The sequence below is a fragment of the Algoriphagus halophilus genome (genome assembly GCF_900129785.1).
GTDB lineage: Bacteria > Bacteroidota > Bacteroidia > Cytophagales > Cyclobacteriaceae > Algoriphagus > Algoriphagus halophilus.
In genome coordinates this window covers 518,734-537,213 of record NZ_FSRC01000002.1, presented here as the reverse complement: position 1 = coordinate 537,213, position 18,480 = coordinate 518,734, and the positions used below count along the sequence as shown (strand labels likewise).

General features: G+C 39.5%; 15 protein-coding genes. All 15 read right to left on the bottom strand.

Features of this window, described 5'->3' with window-relative positions; genetic code table 11:
- Positions 1-89: 89 nt before the first annotated feature.
- The 15 genes from BUR11_RS14370 to BUR11_RS14300 all read right to left on the bottom strand — a co-directional run bounded on the left by BUR11_RS14370 (position 90) and on the right by BUR11_RS14300 (position 18,420).
- Positions 90-842 carry a hypothetical protein gene (locus BUR11_RS14370; RefSeq protein ID WP_074225679.1) on the bottom strand — a complete coding sequence of 251 codons (753 nt, stop codon included), beginning with the start codon at positions 840-842 and terminating at the stop codon, positions 90-92.
- Positions 843-844: 2 nt separating this feature from the next.
- Positions 845-1,633 (bottom strand): hypothetical protein, encoded by a 789-nt coding sequence (locus BUR11_RS14365; RefSeq protein WP_143186009.1) that lies wholly within the window; start codon positions 1,631-1,633, stop codon positions 845-847.
- Complete coding sequence (locus BUR11_RS14360) at positions 1,614-2,069, bottom strand: nuclear transport factor 2 family protein (RefSeq protein ID WP_234982170.1); 456 nt, start codon at positions 2,067-2,069, stop codon at positions 1,614-1,616. The genes BUR11_RS14365 and BUR11_RS14360 overlap by 20 nt, the downstream gene beginning before the upstream one ends.
- A 9-nt stretch (positions 2,070-2,078) precedes the next feature.
- Positions 2,079-2,615, bottom strand: a complete 537-nt coding sequence (locus tag BUR11_RS14355) for a DsrE family protein (protein ID WP_084560984.1) — start codon at positions 2,613-2,615, stop codon at positions 2,079-2,081.
- Between the two features lie 22 nt (positions 2,616-2,637).
- Positions 2,638-4,671, bottom strand: coding sequence for a S9 family peptidase (locus BUR11_RS14350; protein WP_084560983.1), 2,034 nt, complete (start codon positions 4,669-4,671; stop codon positions 2,638-2,640).
- Between the two features lie 109 nt (positions 4,672-4,780).
- Positions 4,781-6,097, bottom strand: a complete 1,317-nt coding sequence (locus BUR11_RS14345) for an APC family permease (protein ID WP_074225676.1) — start codon at positions 6,095-6,097, stop codon at positions 4,781-4,783.
- A gap of 4 nt (positions 6,098-6,101) precedes the next feature.
- Positions 6,102-7,400 carry an APC family permease gene (locus BUR11_RS14340; protein ID WP_074225675.1) on the bottom strand — a complete coding sequence of 433 codons (1,299 nt, stop codon included), beginning with the start codon at positions 7,398-7,400 and terminating at the stop codon, positions 6,102-6,104.
- Positions 7,401-7,542: 142 nt separating this feature from the next.
- The gene (ggt, locus tag BUR11_RS14335; RefSeq protein ID WP_074225674.1) at positions 7,543-9,240 is read right to left on the bottom strand and encodes a gamma-glutamyltransferase; all 1,698 of its coding nucleotides are present in this window, start codon (positions 9,238-9,240) and stop codon (positions 7,543-7,545) included.
- Positions 9,241-9,258: 18 nt separating this feature from the next.
- Complete coding sequence (locus tag BUR11_RS14330) at positions 9,259-10,902, bottom strand: arylsulfatase (RefSeq protein WP_074226141.1); 1,644 nt, start codon at positions 10,900-10,902, stop codon at positions 9,259-9,261.
- A complete protein-coding gene (locus BUR11_RS14325) occupies positions 10,895-12,814 on the bottom strand; it encodes an adenylate/guanylate cyclase domain-containing protein (protein ID WP_074225673.1) in 1,920 nt (639 codons plus the stop codon). The genes BUR11_RS14330 and BUR11_RS14325 overlap by 8 nt, the downstream gene beginning before the upstream one ends.
- 205 nt (positions 12,815-13,019) lie before the next feature.
- The gene (locus tag BUR11_RS14320; protein WP_234982169.1) at positions 13,020-14,351 is read right to left on the bottom strand and encodes a DUF418 domain-containing protein; all 1,332 of its coding nucleotides are present in this window, start codon (positions 14,349-14,351) and stop codon (positions 13,020-13,022) included.
- A gap of 48 nt (positions 14,352-14,399) precedes the next feature.
- Positions 14,400-15,470, bottom strand: a complete 1,071-nt coding sequence (locus tag BUR11_RS14315; RefSeq protein ID WP_074225672.1) for a DUF3500 domain-containing protein — start codon at positions 15,468-15,470, stop codon at positions 14,400-14,402.
- A 17-nt stretch (positions 15,471-15,487) separates the two neighbouring features.
- Complete coding sequence (locus BUR11_RS14310; RefSeq protein WP_074225671.1) at positions 15,488-16,366, bottom strand: dioxygenase family protein; 879 nt, start codon at positions 16,364-16,366, stop codon at positions 15,488-15,490.
- Positions 16,367-16,377: 11 nt separating this feature from the next.
- Complete coding sequence (locus BUR11_RS14305) at positions 16,378-17,142, bottom strand: hypothetical protein (protein WP_074225670.1); 765 nt, start codon at positions 17,140-17,142, stop codon at positions 16,378-16,380.
- 237 nt (positions 17,143-17,379) lie between these two features.
- A complete protein-coding gene (locus tag BUR11_RS14300) occupies positions 17,380-18,420 on the bottom strand; it encodes a methyltransferase (protein ID WP_074225669.1) in 1,041 nt (346 codons plus the stop codon).
- Between the last annotated feature and the right edge of the window lie 60 nt (positions 18,421-18,480).

Genomic DNA, 18,480 nt, shown 5'->3' with positions numbered 1-18,480 from the left:
TTTCCTAATTTTTTGTTTACATCCATTTCAACTGAATTTTTCAGAAGGTTTATAAAGTAAAAAATATAATATCGATATTTTTCCAGAGATTACCGAGATTCTAGCTCAGTAATAAGGTCCTCTGCCAAAGCAAGTTGAGACTCATACTCCTGAAGAGATCTCCCCATCATTGTCCGAACAACGGCGACATTATTGATAAGAATATCCAACGTGTTTTTATCGGGAATCTTGAGGTACATTTCTTTGGTTATAGGTTTGTTAAACCGTAATTCTCCAGTTACTTCAAAATTGATCAGAGTACCTGCTAACGGAACTAATTCCCATTCTGCCTTTTCAACAATTTCATCTCTAAAAACCGTTTTCTTCAGTTGGTTGTCATAGGCATTCATTTGATTGACCAGTATTTGATTAAAATAACGAAGCGTTCCAGATGATTTCATTTGGGAGTAGGTTCCGTCTGTTGGGGAAAAAGGGAAAGTGGTGAAAACTGTTGTCATACTTTTATAAATGGCTACTGTATCCCAAGATTCTTTTGGGGTGTGAAGCATTTGGAGGAAATTTTCGATCACCAAGTCTTTTTCTTCAGCGAAACTTATCGCTTCCTTTAATGCTTTTCTGTCCTGTTTTAAATCCTCCAGCATCGATTGGGTAAGTACTTTGGCACTTTGCTGCTCCACATAGGACTCCCGAAGATTTTCCACAAAAAAGCCGAGAACGATTGCCAGGAATAACATCAAAAATTCCTTGATATAGGATTCCCAGTTCTTTTTATCCAGACTTAATGGTTGAATAAACTGACTTCTTTTACTAGTGGGGTCTTGGTTTTTTGAGGACTTTCCCATAGTCAATTTAAGTTATATTCTTCGTGTACAAGGCTCAATAGTTCTTTGGCGCTTTTTCGTAAGGATTCTGCTCGATTACTATTGCCCAAGGACATTTTGGATATAAAATGAATTTGAAAGGCCAACTCATTAATGGTGTTGAAATCATCTGTAATCAACTGGGGATTAGTGGTGGGTAGGACAAATTTCATGGTTGCATCCATTGTCGCGTTAAGGTCATTGGAATTAAATACTTTACCTCCCATCTCTCGGAATGTTGATTTTGTTTTGCTTTCATTTTGGTCCCATTCTTCCAGGATCCTTACTTTCTTTTCATATTTGAGTAATTCATCGACAATGTTTCTTTTTTTGATTAGGCGAAGGTTTCCGGCATTTTTTAGCTGTTGGATGGTGCCATCAGAGTAGATAAATGGCTCTTCGTTAAAGACTTGCCTTGCCAAAAAGTATATCTGATTTCCAAATTGATTTCTTTCATCAGAAAGCATCATCACTGCTAAAGAATCCATGATTTTGCTCCTTTCTTTCATTGATGAGATATAAGATTTAAGATTAGTGGTGTCTGTTTTCAGATCTTCCATCAGAGAAACCATGTATTCTTTTTCAATCTTTTGGGCACTCAGAGATTCCCGGTAATTTTCAGCTAGGAAGCCACAAAATATTGCCAGAAAAAGCATGAAGAATTCTTTGAGGTAGGAGGTCCAACCTCGTTTTTCCTTTGGTTTTTTGGGAGTGGATTTATTTACTCCCTCTTCATTCTTTCCCATCATCAGGTCAATTAGGTAGTGTAACAAACAGCTGCGATTGGATCAGCCAAATTCCAGATTCCTTCGTCCATTGAGCGGAATACTTTCCACCTACAACCGATTCCTTTGATCCCTCTACAAACCCTTTCCAAGTTCCAGTTTCCCAGGCTAAATTGGATTCTGGATTTACCTTGATTTCATCAGGGGTTCTCACCCAATACATTCTTGGGCCGCTTGAATTTTTGATATATTCCATCAGCTTAGCTTTTCCAGATATCAAGGTTCCTGCTCCCGTAGTTATCAATACCTCCTCAGTCAAGAAAGTACTATTGAGGTCCTCATCAAAATTTCTTAATGCTTGATTGGATGCTTCCCTTTGGGTAAGGATTTGATTGATTTCAGCTTGCTGCCCAAATACTTGGAAAGTCTGAAGCATCAATATGACTAAGAAAAACTTTAAAAATGGCTTTATAAAAGGCTGCATAGGATAAGATTAAAGGCTGAACAATAAGTACCCTTTATTCATCAAATCAGTAGTTGCAGTAAATCTGGATACTGCCATTTCTATTCCAGGATAAATCATGGCAGGGTCAAGCCTTTGTTTCATCATGGATTGTCCACATACAATTACTCTGACACCATGTTTTTTAAACTCGTCCAAAAGTTCACTATTTGGATTTTCCACCCCAAATCGCTTTTTGTATTCTTCGTTCGAAAGGACAATAGACGTCGAACCTGAAAAAACTACGAAGGCCAGATCGATATTCTCCTTTGGTACGCCTGCATAAATATGCAGATTGTACATTCTGGCAGCATAGTCTAAATCATCTGATACCTTTTTTTTGTCTTCAATCCTGTTGCTAAATTCGATCACGAAATGATACTTCTTAGTAGGATCTGGTTTAATTGTTTCAAAGGGGACTTCGTTGACGCCTCCATATCCTTGAATGGCTGGATATACGATTCCTTGGGCATGTATGAATGCCATCACGGAACAGGTAATAATCAAAGTGAATAAGAGCTTTTTCATGGCAATGTGAGTTGAAGGGAAGTTATTTTTGATCTCTGTAGTGGTTGAACCAACTTAAAATAGAAGCTGATTTGCTCATGAGCATACTGGGTCTATCGACCAAACCGTGGGAGGCATTGGGAATGCGTACCATCGCGGTCTCCACCTCCTGTAATTTCAATGCTGCATAGAATTGCTCCGACTCGGCTATAGGAGTTCGGTAATCTGCTTCTCCAGTCAGGAGCATGGTAGGAGTTGTGACATTTCCAACAAAAGTAATCGGGGAGCGCTTGGTATAATTTTCAGGTTCTTCCCATGGATTTCCGGGAAACCAGTATTTCGTAAAAAATGCAGGGTTATCGGCATATAGGACATGTGTGGACCAGTTGATCACGGGCTTTGCAACGACAGCAGCTTTAAAACGATCGGTTTTTCCTACAATCCAGGCAGTCAGCAAACCACCGCCACTACCACCAGTGACAAAGAGGTTGTCGGTGTCTATATATCCTTTTTCAATGACCGCATCTACTCCGGACATCAAATCTTCATAATCATGATTCGGATAATCATGATGAATAGCGTTCCCAAATTCCTGCCCGTAACCGGTACTTCCTCTCGGATTGGAATAAAGCACGACATAACCTGCAGCGGCATATTGCTGAATTTCATACGAAAATGCAGGACCATACATGGCAAAAGGACCTCCATGGATTTCCAGAATGAACGGATATTTTTTATTTGGGTCAAAATTGGGTGGCGTTACGATCCATCCTTGGATTTTCAATCCATCAAAAGATGATTCCCACCAGATTTCTTCCACTTTTCCCAAATTACGGTAGGAGAACACATCGTCATTTAGAGCTGTTATCCTTTTGATTTCCCCATCAGACCAAACCGCTAAATCAGAAGGGTGTTCCGGGCCTCCCAGGGTAAATGCAAACTTAGCGTTGTCAGAAACTGAAAAATCACCGGCATTGTAAGGCCTCCCTAGATCCAAACCACCAAGCCCTTCTACCACTGTTCTTATTTTGCCGGTAAGCGCTACATGCCCAATTTTTGTATCGCCAAATTCATCATATTGAAAATAGATCCCTTTTCCATTTGCTTCCCATTGTGGATTTCCAGCATCTCGATCCAGATCTGCAGTCAGGTTTTTGACCCCTGAACCATCCATGTTCATTAAATAAAGATTTGTAACCTGATACCCTTGATACGAATCATCAAATCCTGTGTACGCAATCTGTGTCCCATCAGGAGAAAGTGCAGGTCCACTATCTGGCCCAAATCTCGAGGTCAATGCGGAGACATTTCCCGAATGAAGATCGAGTTGGTAGATTTCAGAATTGCCAGGTTCCAAATCATGATTTTCATGAAGATTGGCAGAAAAAAACAAGCTTGCTCCATCTTTACTCCAAATTGGGGAACCGTAATTGTTATCATCAAAAGTCCTTTGTCTCGCTGTTCCGCCTGATAATCCGATTGTAAATATCTGAGAATTTCCGGCTTTGAAATATCCCGCACCATCACCGCGGTAATTCATCTCATCGATATAGATGGGGACTTCATTCCAGTTAGCCCCTTCAGGCTTATTTGGAATGTTCAGTATTGATTTTTTGGCTTTAGGCACAAACTGAGTGAAAGCCAATTCCCGATTGTCATAGGACCAGGAAGCTGAACCTGGAGCATTGGCAGAATTGGTTAAAGCCACAGATTCTTGGGTGTCCAAATAGAGGACAAAAAGCTTCATCTTCTCATCTTGCTGATTGGATCGATAGGCGATTTTGTTACCATCATGAGACCAAACTGGGCCTAGGTCCCGATGATTCCCTTGAGTTAATGGGCGATTTTGAGTCCCATCAACATTACTGATCCAGAGGTTGGAATAATCTCTGTCAGTCATGATGTCTTTGAAATTTCTGACATAAACCACTTTGGTACCATCTGGTGAAATGGATGGGTTTGTTACATACTCCAGATCAAAAATGTCTTTGAGTTCCAAGTTTGATTTCTGCTGGGCATTTATCGGCAGGGATGATACAAGCGCTAATACCACTATTAGATAAAATTTAATATTCATATATAGTTGATTTTTAGATGAATGGAATGGGTTTTAGTATTGGAACAAGATTGGGGGAAAAAACACAAAATTACTTTTGTCATCAGAGGCAAGGTTTTCATGAAAAAAGCTAAGTAATTTCTTTTTCCCTTTTAATTTTCAGATAGTTAAGAGTAAAATAGATCAGGATTAAGGTGACAAGGGAAATGAAAACTCCTTGAATCTCCACCCATGGTAATCGTGAAAAAACCCAAGCCAAGGCAATCAAGGCAAATACTCCAATAAAGTATCCTCCTTTTACTTTGAATACTTCTGGACCTGTTTTTTTATCTATTAATCTAAATTTGAAAAAGGCTAGAATCGCACCGAAATAGATAAGGATGGAGTTAGCCGTGACTAAAATCAATAAGTATCGAAAGGTTCCTGTGCTTGCAATTACTAATTCTAATATTGCTAAGAATAGAATGGCGATAGCAGGCGTGCCATATTTGGGATGAAGTTTTGCGAATATTTTTGGTAAAAGGCCATCTACAGCCCCAGCATAAAGAATCCGGTTTTTAAGTAAAAAAATGGAGCTAAAGGTGCTCCATACTGCAATAAATGAGACTATAAGTATCAAAATAAACCCAATATTTCCAGCCAGGTTTTTTGCTAATTCTGCAAGAGGGGCATCCTGATTGTCGATCAAAGTCTGGCCAAGGACTCCTTGAACTGCCAAATGGATTAAACAGAAAATTAAAACCACTCCAAATATTCCAATCACGAATCCTAAAGGTGCGGTTCGCTTTGGGTTTTTCATTTCACCCCCGATACTTAATGCTAATTCACCCCCCAGAAAAGCGAATATCAAGAGAAGGGAAGCTTCTCCAATTTTGGAAAATTCAGGAAATCCAGTCCACATGATGTTTTCTATATTGATGGCTGAAAATCCGAAAATCACCAGTGCTAGAATTGCCAAAACCTTTGTGAAAGTCAGTAATTTCACAAAGACCATACTGTCCTTAATTCCTCGTACACTAAGCAGGGATATGATACCCAAAATCAATACGAAAAATAAGATTCTTGCCCAGGATTCCTGAAGAAGCGGAAATGAGGTGGAGGCAATATCCGCCATGGCATTAAGCAATGCCGCACATGCCAATACGGCCACTCCAAATAAATAGGTGATATTAGCTAGAAAACCAGCCAAAGGGCCAAATGCCCGCTCTATGTAAACATACATCCCTCCTGTATCGGAGATTCGACTACTTACTTCCGCGAAGCATAAGCCAAGGGCTAAAAAAATCAGTCCACAAAAAATATAAGCTAGAATACTTCCGTTTCCTAAAATAACAAATACCAAGGCTGGCAAGAGAAATATTCCACTTCCAATTGAGATACTAAGAACATTGGTGACTACGCCCAATATACCAATCTCACGTTTCAAGCCAGTTTGGTTGTTTCCCATCAAATCATGATTTTTTAGTTCGAATAGCTTTCACCATATAATAAATTACTGTCAATGCGAGGAAAAAAACGAAAAGACCTGTTTTCTCATATCCCGTCAAATTGGAAAGGAAAAAAAGAATAATACCTGCTGAAAGGATAGGCACCGTATTGCCGAATGGAATTTTGAAATCGCCTTTTTTGGCTTTTTGTTTTTTTCTCAACCAGATAACAGATAAACAAACTCCAAAATAAACCAACAGCATACTCGCTGAAGCGATAACCGCTAGTTGACGAAAGCCTCCCAATGTGGCCAGCGTAAAACCTAAACTCGCATAAAGCAGAATGGCCATGTATGGAGTTTTAAACCTTGGGTGAATTAATGCCAACTTATCTAGTGGTATGACTTTGTCACTGGCCAGTCCAAAAATTACCCTTGGAAGATTAAGGATTTCTCCGCTTAACATACCGAACATGGAAATTCCAGCGCCTACTAATAAAACAGAATACCCTATTGGTCCAAAAACCACGTTAGCCACTGCCGCTAATGGAGCCTCCTTATACTCAGGTAATTGATCTCCCATGACGCCTTGTGCCACGGTTTGAATTAAGACATATAGGATTAATACAAATAGAATTCCAGTAAAAATTGCTTTTGGAACGGTCTTTTGAGGGTTTTTGATTTCACCTCCAACTGATAAGCCTGCATCCCCACCCTGAAAAGCAAAGAACAATATTAGACAGGCCTGTCCAAATTGATTAAAGGAGGGAGCTGTTTCCCAATAAAGGTTGGAAAATGATACATCTTTCCAACTAAAGAGTATCAGTAATAAGATGGGGGTAAGTTTTGCAACCGTATTGATTTTGACCAAGCCGATTCCCTGTTTTATTCCAATGACATTTAGAAAAGCCAAACTGGAGAAAAACACAAACATTAAAAGGAATCTATTGACAGGGTCTGTAAAAACCGGAAAAGCTAAGCCGATCAACTCTACTAAGGCATTGGCCACAGCTGCATCAGAAAACACACTGCCCGCTACTATAAAAATGGCTGACAAAAATCCGGGGTAAGGACCGAATGCCGTTTCTATATAAGCATACCCTCCTCCAGATCGGGTGACTTTACTTCCAGCTTCTGCGAAGCAAAGCATGACCAAGGCGATCAAAAATCCACAGAAAAGGTAGACGATGATTCCCGAGGAACCCATGATTTCTGCAACAATGGCTGGCAAGACAAAAATCCCTGCCCCTACTATAATGTTGACAATGTTGGCAGAAAGCCCCCAGACGCCAATTTCTCTTTTTAAACCTGTTTCTTTTTCCACCTGTATTTGTTAATAATTATCGGTTAATTCCTTGTTTGTATTCTAAATCTCCAATATCAGCCTGAGCGGAGTCGAAGGCTATTTTTTCCTGATGATTCTATTCTGAATACTGCCTACTGCGACTGTCTTCTGCCTACTGAATTTAATATCCTCTAGCCGCTCCATCTTCACTTGAAGAATCGGCTGCCCCCATGTATACTTTTAAATTGGAATCGTATGTGATTCCCATCAATACACCAAGATTGGTAGTAGGGCGTAAAGTATGTCCCATATCTTCCAATGCTTTTCTTGTGTCTGGTGATAATAGATTTCTTTCGTAGAGAATTTGATCTGGTAACCATTGATGATGGATTTTCATAGCCTCAATGGCCCGGTCTATTCTCATATCATATACCAATACATTGAGCACTGTTTGGAATACGGTGTTGATAATGGTTCTTCCTCCTGGGCTACCAATGACTAAATAAGGTTTTCCGTCCTTGGCTACAATCGTTGGTGTCATGCTGGAAAGCATGCGTTTTTCTGGAGCTACCAGATTAGGGTCGGAGCCAATGAGTCCAGTGGAAGTTGTTACTCCGGGGATGGGATTGAAATCACCCATCTCATTATTGAAAATAAATCCGAGTTTAGAGGACCCCATTTTGACTCCATAAGAATTCTCCAAGGTATAAGTCATGGAAATAGCATTTCCATCTTTGTCTACCACTGAAAAATGGGTAGTATGATCACCTCCATAGAGCTGCCCAAATTTTGAAGAATCACTTTTCGAAGCATGTTTTAAATCCAGGTTTTTGAATCTTGCTTTGGCAAATTCCTTGGAAATTAACCTTTCAATAGGCATGTCGGGATTGAAGTCTGGATCCCCTAAAAATTCTGCTCTATCTGCGAAAGCTCTTCTCATGGCTTCGGCTACCAAATGCACATAAGCAGTAGAATTAAATTCCACGGAAGAAATATCGGCTGCTTCCAATAGGTTCATCATTTCGATCAATGCCACCCCACCCGAACTCGGGGGAGGCATAGAGAAAATCTCAAATTCTTTAAACTTGGTTGTTACCGGTTTTCTTTCTACCGCCTCATATTTGGCCAAATCTTCTTGGGTGATGATACCCCCATTTGCTTGCATGTAGGCCTCAATTTCTGCGGCTATTTTCCCCTTATAGAAACCATCTCTACCATGCTTTTTGATTTCTTCTAGGGTTTTTGCTAATGCTGGTTGCTTCCATAGTTCCCCGGGAGCGACCACATCGCCATCTGCGTTTCGGAAATAATCATTCATAATATCCCAAGAGTCATCTCCCTCTGACATTCTTAAAGCTGCCTTGTATAAACCCCAGGACATGGGGAAGCCTTTTTTCGCCAATTTAATAGATGGTTCAACCAAGTCTTTCCAAGGCAGTTTTCCATATTTTTGATGAGCTTGATAGAGCCCAGCTACTGTTCCGGGAACTCCCACTGACAATAATCCTCGATGATTGGAATTGTCCTTGATTTTGCCGTCTTCTCCCAAAAACATCGTCGGACTAGCAGCCAATGGAGCTTTTTCCCGAAAATCAAAAGTGGTCACTTCTCCATCTGAGGGTAGGTAGACGATAAAGCCTCCTCCACCTATATTTCCTGCTTCAGGATGGGTTACTGCCAATGCAAATGCAGTGGCCACTGTGGCATCTATGGCATTACCACCTTTTTTTAAAATTTCTACTCCCACTTCTGAGGCTAAATAATGGTCCGAAACCACCATGCCGTTTTGACCATAGGTCTGGGCAAAAAGGTAAGTTGGAAGGAATGTGCTTAAAAGTAGGCTAAGAGCTAAATAATTAAGGTAAGGGTTAATCTTCATGTAAAATATACTGGTGGTTTAATTTGATTCTGGACTTGGAGTGGGGTAAACGACTCCAACTTCTTTGGAAAAGCGTGCCCACTCGGAAAGCATTTCTTGGTATTTCTCTGGGTAGATTTCCTTCAAATCTTGTTGTTCCGCAAGATCAGTTTGGAGATTCGTCAACTGGAAATTTTCTATGAGAAAAGGCCGATCAATATTAACTATTTTCCAATCTCCTTTTCTGATCATAGAATAGCCTCGATGCTCTAATCCAAAAACGTAGGTAGAATCATGTACTGTAGCTGATTTTCCTGAGAGTAAGGGCAAAATTGATTTGCCAAGTAAGGGCTTAACTACTTTTCCTTTCCATTCATTTGGGTATTGTACATTGGCCAACTCATAGAAGGTAGGTGCAAAATCCATTAAAGTCAGGAATGAGTCATTGATTTTTCCATTATTTTCTACTCCTGGTCCTGAAATGATCATTGGAGTGTTGATTCCCCCTTCTGTAGTAAAACCTTTAAAATATCTGAAAGGGGAAGATCCGGCTTCAGCCCACTGAGCTCCATAGGAAATAAAAGAGTTTACTTTTCCCATTTCAGAATATTCATCCGAATAATGTTCTTTGATGAAAGGCCCAAAGTAATTATGGTAATAAAAATCCTCTGCGGCAGCGCCATTGTCTGACATAAATACTATCAGCGTGTTTTCGTATTGTCCTGTTTCTTTTAGATAACTGATCAATCTTCCAATATTGTAATCCAGATTGTCTACCATGCCGGCATATAGCTCCATCTTACGGGACTCCTTTTTTTGCTCCTCTGGAGAAAGAGAATCCCAAGCCTTAACACTGTGATGGGTTTTTGGAAGTACGGCATCTTGAGGAATCATTCCAGCTTTCTTAAGGCTTTCAAATCGTTTTTCTTTTAAGGATTCATACCCATCATCATAGCGTCCTTCATATTTCTTCCAGTATTTTTCATCCACTTGTAATGGCCAATGCGGTGAGGTGTAAGCTGCAAAAGTGAAAAAAGGCTTTCCATCTTCCCGGTGTCTATCAATGTATGAAATAAGTTTGTCTGTATAAAAATCGGTGGAATAATCTCCTTCCTTCCAGTCAGCTTTTTCTCCATCTTCAGTATATCCTGTAATTGCAGATTCCGAGAAAATGCCCAATTTACTATAGTGATTTGCCGCCCCTTCCCCGTTGATCGAAAAGGAATGCTCAAATCCTTTAGCCATAGGCCCATCTTCCAATCGATCTCCTAAATGCCATTTTCCTGCCATGTAGGTATGGTAACCTGCGGATCGTAGCAAGGCTGGCAATGGTATGATTCGATCCGTTAGATGACCTTCGTAACCTGGAACTTGGGTTTGTAATTGTTGTGATCCCATACCAGCAATATGGTTATTATTACCTGATAATAACATGGCCCGGGTCACCGCACAAAGAGGAGCAGTGTGAAATCGGCTAAACCGAATTCCACTGGCAGCCAATGCATCAAGGTTAGGGGTTTCTATATCTCCACCATATGCTCCCATATCTGCGTAACCCAAATCGTCTGCAACAATTAATAAAATATTAGGGCGAGAATCTGCTGATTCTTCTAATTGGTTATTAGTGCAACCAGAAAACCATATACTAATAAGAACTACTAGCCCAAGATTTTTTTTATACATCAATTTCCTTTTCATAAGATTCCAAATACCACATTTTCATATCACCTTTTCCTTTTACAGGTAGGGCTCCTCTTTCTGTAAAAGTGAATTGTGGATCCTCTTTTAATAGCAAATAGGTGTTTTCAGAAATATTTATTCTGTTTATTTCACAATTTGCTTCCATTCTTTGAGCAGTATTTACCGTATCACCCCAGATATCATATTGGAACTTCTTGATCCCTACTATTCCTGCTACAACTGGCCCCGTATTGATTCCACATCGCATATCGAATTTGATTTTTTTGGGAATATTTGGGTCGGCATTTCGCTCATCAATAAATTTCTTCATCTGAATTGCCGCTAAGGCAACTTCTTTAACTCCAGCTTTGGAATTGAGTCCCCCAGCTGCCATGTAGGCATCCCCGATAGTTTTGATCTTTTCTAAACCGAGGTTTACAATGATCTCATCAAATGTTTTGAAGCAAATATTCAATTCTTTGACAAGTTCTTTTGCGCTGAGATGTTGGGCTTTTTTGGTGAAGTCTGCAAAGTCTGTGAAAATAACAGTTACCTGATCAAAGTCTCTAGCGTCTGAACTTCCTTTTGCTTTTAGTTCCTCAGCTACTTCTGAAGGGAGGATGTTTAGCAAAAGTTTATCTGATCGATCCTTCTCTTTGGTAAGAACTTCTTTTGATTTTTTAATGAATTGGTACCTGAGGAAAAGCCCAACCACTAAAAGGAAAAGGAATAATCCGGAAATCATGAAAATGATCTTACGGCTTCTTTCTAATTCGAGACGTTCGTTGAAAATTAAATCACGCTCCCGCTTTTCTTGTTCATTTTTGATACTATCTAGAATTTGTTTTTTCTCGAATTCATAATTAAGCATCATCTGGGTGATACTTTTTGTATTCGATTCATTCAGGATACTATCCTTGAGTAAGGTTGCCTCCTTTAAATAAGCTAATTCAGCCCGATAATCCCCCATTTTTTCTGCTACCTCTTGAAGTCGTTCATAAGCCATTCGAAGTACTTTTACTTCTCTTGCTTTTTGGGCATGTTCCAATGATTTATCCGCATGGAATTTAGCTTTTGATAACTGATCAGTCTTTTGATAAAGATTGGCAAGTCGGTTATGAGTATAAGCGAGGCCGCGAGAATAGCCTAAAGAATCTCGAATTCGTAGTGCCTCGAGTAAAGTTTCTTCGGCTAGCTTAAGGTCTCCTTTGTTGGCATAATTATTTCCCAAATTACTGAGGGCTAAACCTATGGAATAGGGATTTTCATCCTCTTTTGCATATTCCAAAGAAAATTTATGGTAATAAATCGCAGAATCAAGCGGGCCTGTGTGTTCAAATATGATGGCTAGATTGTTATAGCTACTTTGAATGTTTTCTGGATTCCCTAAGGAGAGATCCATTTCCAACGCCTTCCTAGCATGATAAAAAGCCTCCTCGTAATCATGTTGATCATAATAAAGCAAACTGAGATTCGAATGGGAAGAAGACACACCAGTTAAATTGCCAGTAGATTCATAAATGTCCATGGCAGCCTGATGATTTTCAACCGCTTTTTCTATATCTCCGAAGCGGGCATAGGTATTAGCCAGAAAGTTATGGGCTCTTGCTTGCTCTAACCTTAAACCTAAACTATCCATTTGGACTATCATGCGCTCGATTAATTCTGTATCGGATTGAGTAGGATCCCGTTCTTGAAGGCTCAGCGTTTTATAAAACTCCCCGATGAGCAAAGCAGACTCATTTCCTTCTTTTTTTGCAAGAAGAATTGCTTCATCCGCAAATCGGATGGACTCCTCATAGTTATAATCTGAATAATAGGAATAAGCCTTTAAAAGGAGGCTATCTAAGTCTTGTCCTTTCAGTGAAAAAGAGATGATGAAAAGTAGAATAAATAGAAACCGAAATTTTGCCATAGCCAAAAAATTCTCATTCTCAATCCATAAGATTTGAGCTTAAATATTTAAGATTCAATAATTTATATTTTTTTTCCAAAGTCTATGCTGAATTCCACAATAAGTTACTTCTGAATTGGAAATTCAGTGTTCATGATCCATGGGCTGTTTTATTTGAATGTCAGCTCCGAAATCACTGATGTTTTTTTCTTCAACCTTTAGGCTTTTACTGTACTGCCAATGAAGGAGGGCTTATTTTTGGTCGTTTAAAGAGTTGTCTTTTCTGATAACTCAAGCTTCTCCAGAGCCATTCCATAGGGCCGAAATAGAAATACTTAAGCCAAATTGGACTTAGGATTAACTGAAAAATCCAGATACTGAAAACCACATAGAGTAATTCATATCGTTGGAGTTTACCGAACATTCCAAATCCTACCCCAGTGAAAATAAACATGCAGATAACAGAATGCATCATGTAATTGGTCAAGGCCATTTTTCCTACGGCTGCCATACTTTGTTGAAAACCCGCCAAAATTCCGGATTTACAGAAAATCATGATGGCACCCACATGTCCGAATGAGATAAAGAGCCTTCCCCAATAATAAGTGATATCGGATTTCGAAAAAGCCAATAAGGAGAAGTCCGCATTCAGAATGTTTTTCACTTCATAATAGTTGATGGCAAGGCCTAAGGCATAGCCTATGAGTGCCATAGATCCATAAAATCTATAGGACTTGGCACCTGAAAGTACATTCCACCGAAAAAGGGCAATCCCAATGAGCATCATACTCAGGACATCCCAAACATCACCTCGATAAGGCCAAACGGTGTCAAATTCAAAGTTGATAGGGGCAAGGAAAGCAACTACGCTAAAATATCCCTTGTGCATTTCTGCATTATACTCTGCAATAGCTTCGGGGGAGCGGTCTTTTTCTCTTTTTTCCCATCGCTCTGAAGCGCCTTTCAATTCCTTGGTCAGCTCTTTATCCTCAGCTTTGTAAACAGCAACTTCTTCCACATTTGCCACAAACTTCTTAGTGTCTTTATAATCCATATAATTCCAAAAAGTGCCGATGGAAATCAATAAAATAGACACTGCAATCAAACGTTTGGGGGCCATCTGTCTAAAAGAATAGACCAAGAAACCCATCAAGGCATATTGATAAAGGATCTCTCCCACCCAAAGTAAGAGGTATCCATGTATGAGACCGAAGACCAAGAGGTACATGAGCCTCCTGAAGTAAATGTCTGCGGCTTTGATCCCCGCATCCTTTTTTAAAAGCCTATCCAAAAAAATAAACATCCCTACTCCAAATAAAAGAGAGAACAAGGCGCGCATGGTGCCTTCAAAAAACATATTGGTAGTGATCCAGGTGTACAGATTATATCCGGTATATCCACCAGCCACCGTTGGGTCATTATAGGCTTTAGCTAATCCGAATCCGTTGATATTCATTAATAGAATACCAAATAGAACAAAGCCTCTCATGACATCGAGAGACTGAATGCGCTCCATCCCAAGGGTAGCAGCAATTTTTGGTGAAGTTTGATCTAGCATAGGTGATAAAATGGTACATGGGTAAAAAGAACTTTTTGGCTATTGGTATTAATTGTGATTATGTTCCATTCGATGCTTTCTCAAAAGATCGGCACCGAAATCGTTGTTGTTTTGTCTTAGGATAGAATGGATGTGGTTGGCATTATCCAAGAACCCTACATTGTCATATTCAATGATAAAATCTGGGCTATGGATGAGGTAATAGTGTGGTTTCATGGGTTCTAAACTTCCGATCCAAGAGAAATAAACTTGGTCCAATCCTCCTTCATGAAGAATAGCCATATACTCCTCTGCTTTTTGAGTTTCTAGATTTCCGATATATTCCTCAATTAAATAATGTAGTATTTTCTGCTGCTCGGGATTCAGTTCAGAGCCTTTGATTCCCCTAAAATCAGAAATCCATTGAGGTCGGTCTGGACTGGTTATGATATCTCCAGGGACCTTATCCTCAAATACAGCTTTGGCTTTTTGTTCATCATTAAGCAGGTTCACAAACCAAAACCCATAATCTTCTTCTTTACTCAAAGGTCTTAACCCAGCATATTGGGTTTGTTCCACCACTGCTGGATCAGATCCAAAAAACAGAGGAGTCATTGAATATTCTGAATCCACCATGGTCAGGTTGATAGAAATATGATGTCCCTCAAACTTTATTCCCCAGGTGCCTTCCGCTTTGGGCTCTCCCCACACTGCCGCAAAATAATTCCCATAATCCCAATTGAGTCCTCTGATCATCTGAATGGTATTTTCAGGAATCTTTCCCTCTTTGTATTGGATCTCAAACAATTCATGTAAAATATCATCCACCTGCATGATGCTGAAGGTTTTAAGATATCCTTGAGAGCTGAAAATGGCACTCAATACTTTATGGAACTTGATTTTCGATTCTTCTGAAAAATCTCCGTAGCGAAGGCCTGCTCTTGGTGCAAGGCCCAAAGGAAGATTGGTCCATTTGGTTCTCATGGAATCTTCCATGGTGAACAGGACTTGGCTTTTTTGATCTGGATCTAAGGAGCTTAGAAAGTCTTGTGTAGTATGGATAAGTTTTTCGGATGTTTGAGCTTTCAGGCCCAAACCAGTAACTGCCAGAATAACCAAAAGAAGAAGTGATTTTTTCATTTAATAAATAAGTTGCTTTAAGAAATTTTGGTAAAAGATCGTGATTTTACTTCTGAACCAGGTTGAAACATTTCCTGCTTTAAAACTCCATTCTGAAATATTAATCTTCTATAGGAGCCATCATGTAAGCCAGGGAACTCGAACGTATTATTTCCTAAGTAATCGTAAACAATTCCAAAGACCTCATTTTTTTGCCAAAGCCTTCCTTCCTTTTGGAAGAGTTCTAGGGAATCATCCCCATTTTCAGCCGTATACGTTCCCGTTAGTTTTTCCAAGGATGCTTCTTCCACATTTAATTTTTTGGAAAGCCCTACATGATATGTGACTATATTTCCATTCCTGCCATCGGGTGATATTTCCAACACTCTATTTTTTGCAGCATCATTAGATGCCCATGGATCTTTTTTGATGTTTTCATCTCCTGAAAAATAAAGTTGTGTCACTAGGGTTTGGTATCCTGCTGCCGTAACCATCATATGGTAATGTGCGGGTCTGATCAATCCTCCTCCAGCATCATAAGGAACTGGTAAAATGGTATCAAAAGCATATTGGCCCTTTGAATCTGTCATCACAGTTCCGCGGTAATTGTATGCGGGTGTAGAATTATCATAAACCCCTTCATGATCACAATGCCAGAGTTCAACTTTTGCATTGGCATAAGGAGTTGTGCAGTCCTCATTTAAGATAATACCTGTCAAATGAATGGGTTTCCCTTTGCTTCCCGAAATATTCAGATTACTTCTCATAGGACTATCAGGTCTATAAAAGGGCCCTAAAATATCTGTGGTAGTTTCACAATCTCCCACATATTTTTTACCGTCAAATCGAATAAATCCGAAAGAGCTGATTGCAACTACACTAAGGGCAGAGGCTTCGATAAATTTTCTTCGTTTCATTTTACTTGGGTTTAACTAAATAAGAATTTGACTAGGCTGGAGAATGGCTCTGTCTTTGGCACCAGCGTATAAAGCACCTGAAACAGAATGTAAACCCCCAGGGAAAAAGCAACAGGCATATAGTTCTTTTCTTTTCGGACATCCTTGATAAGTAGGTAGCAAAGAATCAAATCAATTAAAAAGAAAGAAGCATATTCTGCAGGAATGCCCGGAAGAATAAAGGGCATATCAAATAGGTAAAATAGTATGCGATCAAAGGTGGGACCTACGAAGGTGAGTACCGCTGCGATCATGTATCGAGCATGTAAGCTTGGGCTTTTCTTATTGTAAATAGCCAGCGTATAAAAAATGGCCAACCAGATCAAATAAACGATGGGTAGAGCTTGATAGGAACCCAGTAGAACTAAACCCTGCTCCAATGACATTGACTCCATACCTGAGGCTATATTTTCTGTCATCAGGCTCAATTGGGTTTGATAACTATGCCTGATCATGAGTAAGGAGGTAATAATCACGAGAGGCAATACCACATAGCTTAACTTTCCTACTTTACGGTGTAAAGAAATCTTTTTGTATTTGATGAGTAAGGGTTGGGCAATGGCCATGGCCATCCAGGTGCCCATAAAAGCAAAATGGATGTGAACTATACCAGGGAAGGTATAGGTGAGCTTTGAAAAATAGGTGACATAAAACCCTGCGAACGTGGCAAAAATAAATAGCATCAGCCAGTAACCCAGGTTTGGGTAAATTGCACTAATAGACTCTTTGGCTTTCATCAGAAAGAGAATTAATATGGGGTATCCGTTTTTTTCGGATGGAACAGATTTTTTGGTCTAGTTTTAAAAAGCACTATGGTAATCCAAATTAGAAAAACTCCTATGGGTTATTAATATACTAAAAAATGCAATTCATATGCTAAAAATATAAATTTCATAGATAAAATGTAGAGCCAGTTCAATTTAAGATAGAATTAGTTAAATCATGATTCCATATCATTTGAACTGGCATTTTTATTATTTGTAAGCGATTGCCGCACTAGCTGGTCCTTCCAATGGCATCAAATTGAAGGATTTGAAGCCCGCTTTTTCTCCCCAAGTACAAAAATCGCTAAAGGTATAATCAAATCCTCCTTCTGTTTCGATCAGCATGTTTAAACTCATCAATAAGCCAAAGACATTTTGCTTTCTCTCTTGATCGATGATGTTTTCGATTGCGACAAATACACCTCCTTCTGGCAAGGATGCGTATGCTTTTTTCATGAGACTTATTTTTTCTTCTTCATTCCAATCATGGAGAATATTACCCATTACAATCATATCAGCACTGGGTATCGGGTCCTCAAAAAAGTTTCCATCCATACTTTTCACCCGGTCCTCCAAATGAAATTTTTTGATAGTGGACCTGGTAATTGGACCCACAGGGGGGAGGTCAAAACTGGTGCAGGTCATATGTGGGTTTTCTTGCGCTACCAATAAGGATAGGTATCCCGCAGACCCTCCTGCATCGGTCAATGTGTTGATATTTGAGAAGTCAAATTGCTTCGCAAATGCCATGAAATTTCCCAGCTGCACTCCGGTCATTCCGTTTACAAAATTTTCTAAAAGGAAAGGATCTTGGTAAATCTCCTCAAAAATGTTAACTCCATGAACAGCTTCATTTTGAGGTTTGCCGGATTTCAATCCCACATCCAAATTGTCCCAAAACCCATATAATCTGGCATCCATCATTTCCAGAATACCTCCGATGTAAGTGGGTTTATTCTTATCTAGAAAAACTTCTGTGTCTGGACTGTTAGCATACAAGGCATTTTCCAATAAACCGGTTCTTTGAAGAAAGCCCAGACCGGTCAATGCATCCATGAAATCATAAAAATGCCGATCAGAACATTTTAAGTCCAACTGCTTTTTCAATCCCAATGCCGTTTGGTCGGGATGAGCAGCTAATTTGGTAAAAAGCTGGAATTTTACTGCAGTAAGTAAAGCCTTGCAAGCCATAAACCCAGATCCAATTTTTAATATATGTTCAGGTGTGGGATGATTTGATGAAGATTCCATTAGTGTTTTTGTTTATCAATTGAAAAAAGTACTAGTTGAGTAATCGGTTAGCTTGCAAAG

Coding starts and splice junctions, on each gene's coding strand:
- BUR11_RS14370 (WP_074225679.1), bottom strand. CDS start 842: ATGGGAAAGTCCTCAAAAAACCAAGACCCCACTAGTAAAAGAAGTCAG.
- BUR11_RS14360 (WP_234982170.1), bottom strand. CDS start 2,069: ATGCAGCCTTTTATAAAGCCATTTTTAAAGTTTTTCTTAGTCATATTG.
- BUR11_RS14355 (WP_084560984.1), bottom strand. CDS start 2,615: ATGAAAAAGCTCTTATTCACTTTGATTATTACCTGTTCCGTGATGGCA.
- BUR11_RS14350 (WP_084560983.1), bottom strand. CDS start 4,671: ATGAATATTAAATTTTATCTAATAGTGGTATTAGCGCTTGTATCATCC.
- BUR11_RS14345 (WP_074225676.1), bottom strand. CDS start 6,097: ATGGGAAACAACCAAACTGGCTTGAAACGTGAGATTGGTATATTGGGC.
- ggt (WP_074225674.1), bottom strand. CDS start 9,240: ATGAAGATTAACCCTTACCTTAATTATTTAGCTCTTAGCCTACTTTTA.
- BUR11_RS14330 (WP_074226141.1), bottom strand. CDS start 10,902: ATGTATAAAAAAAATCTTGGGCTAGTAGTTCTTATTAGTATATGGTTT.
- BUR11_RS14325 (WP_074225673.1), bottom strand. CDS start 12,814: ATGGCAAAATTTCGGTTTCTATTTATTCTACTTTTCATCATCTCTTTT.
- BUR11_RS14320 (WP_234982169.1), bottom strand. CDS start 14,351: ATGCTAGATCAAACTTCACCAAAAATTGCTGCTACCCTTGGGATGGAG.
- BUR11_RS14315 (WP_074225672.1), bottom strand. CDS start 15,470: ATGAAAAAATCACTTCTTCTTTTGGTTATTCTGGCAGTTACTGGTTTG.
- BUR11_RS14310 (WP_074225671.1), bottom strand. CDS start 16,366: ATGAAACGAAGAAAATTTATCGAAGCCTCTGCCCTTAGTGTAGTTGCA.
- BUR11_RS14305 (WP_074225670.1), bottom strand. CDS start 17,142: ATGAAAGCCAAAGAGTCTATTAGTGCAATTTACCCAAACCTGGGTTAC.
- BUR11_RS14300 (WP_074225669.1), bottom strand. CDS start 18,420: ATGGAATCTTCATCAAATCATCCCACACCTGAACATATATTAAAAATT.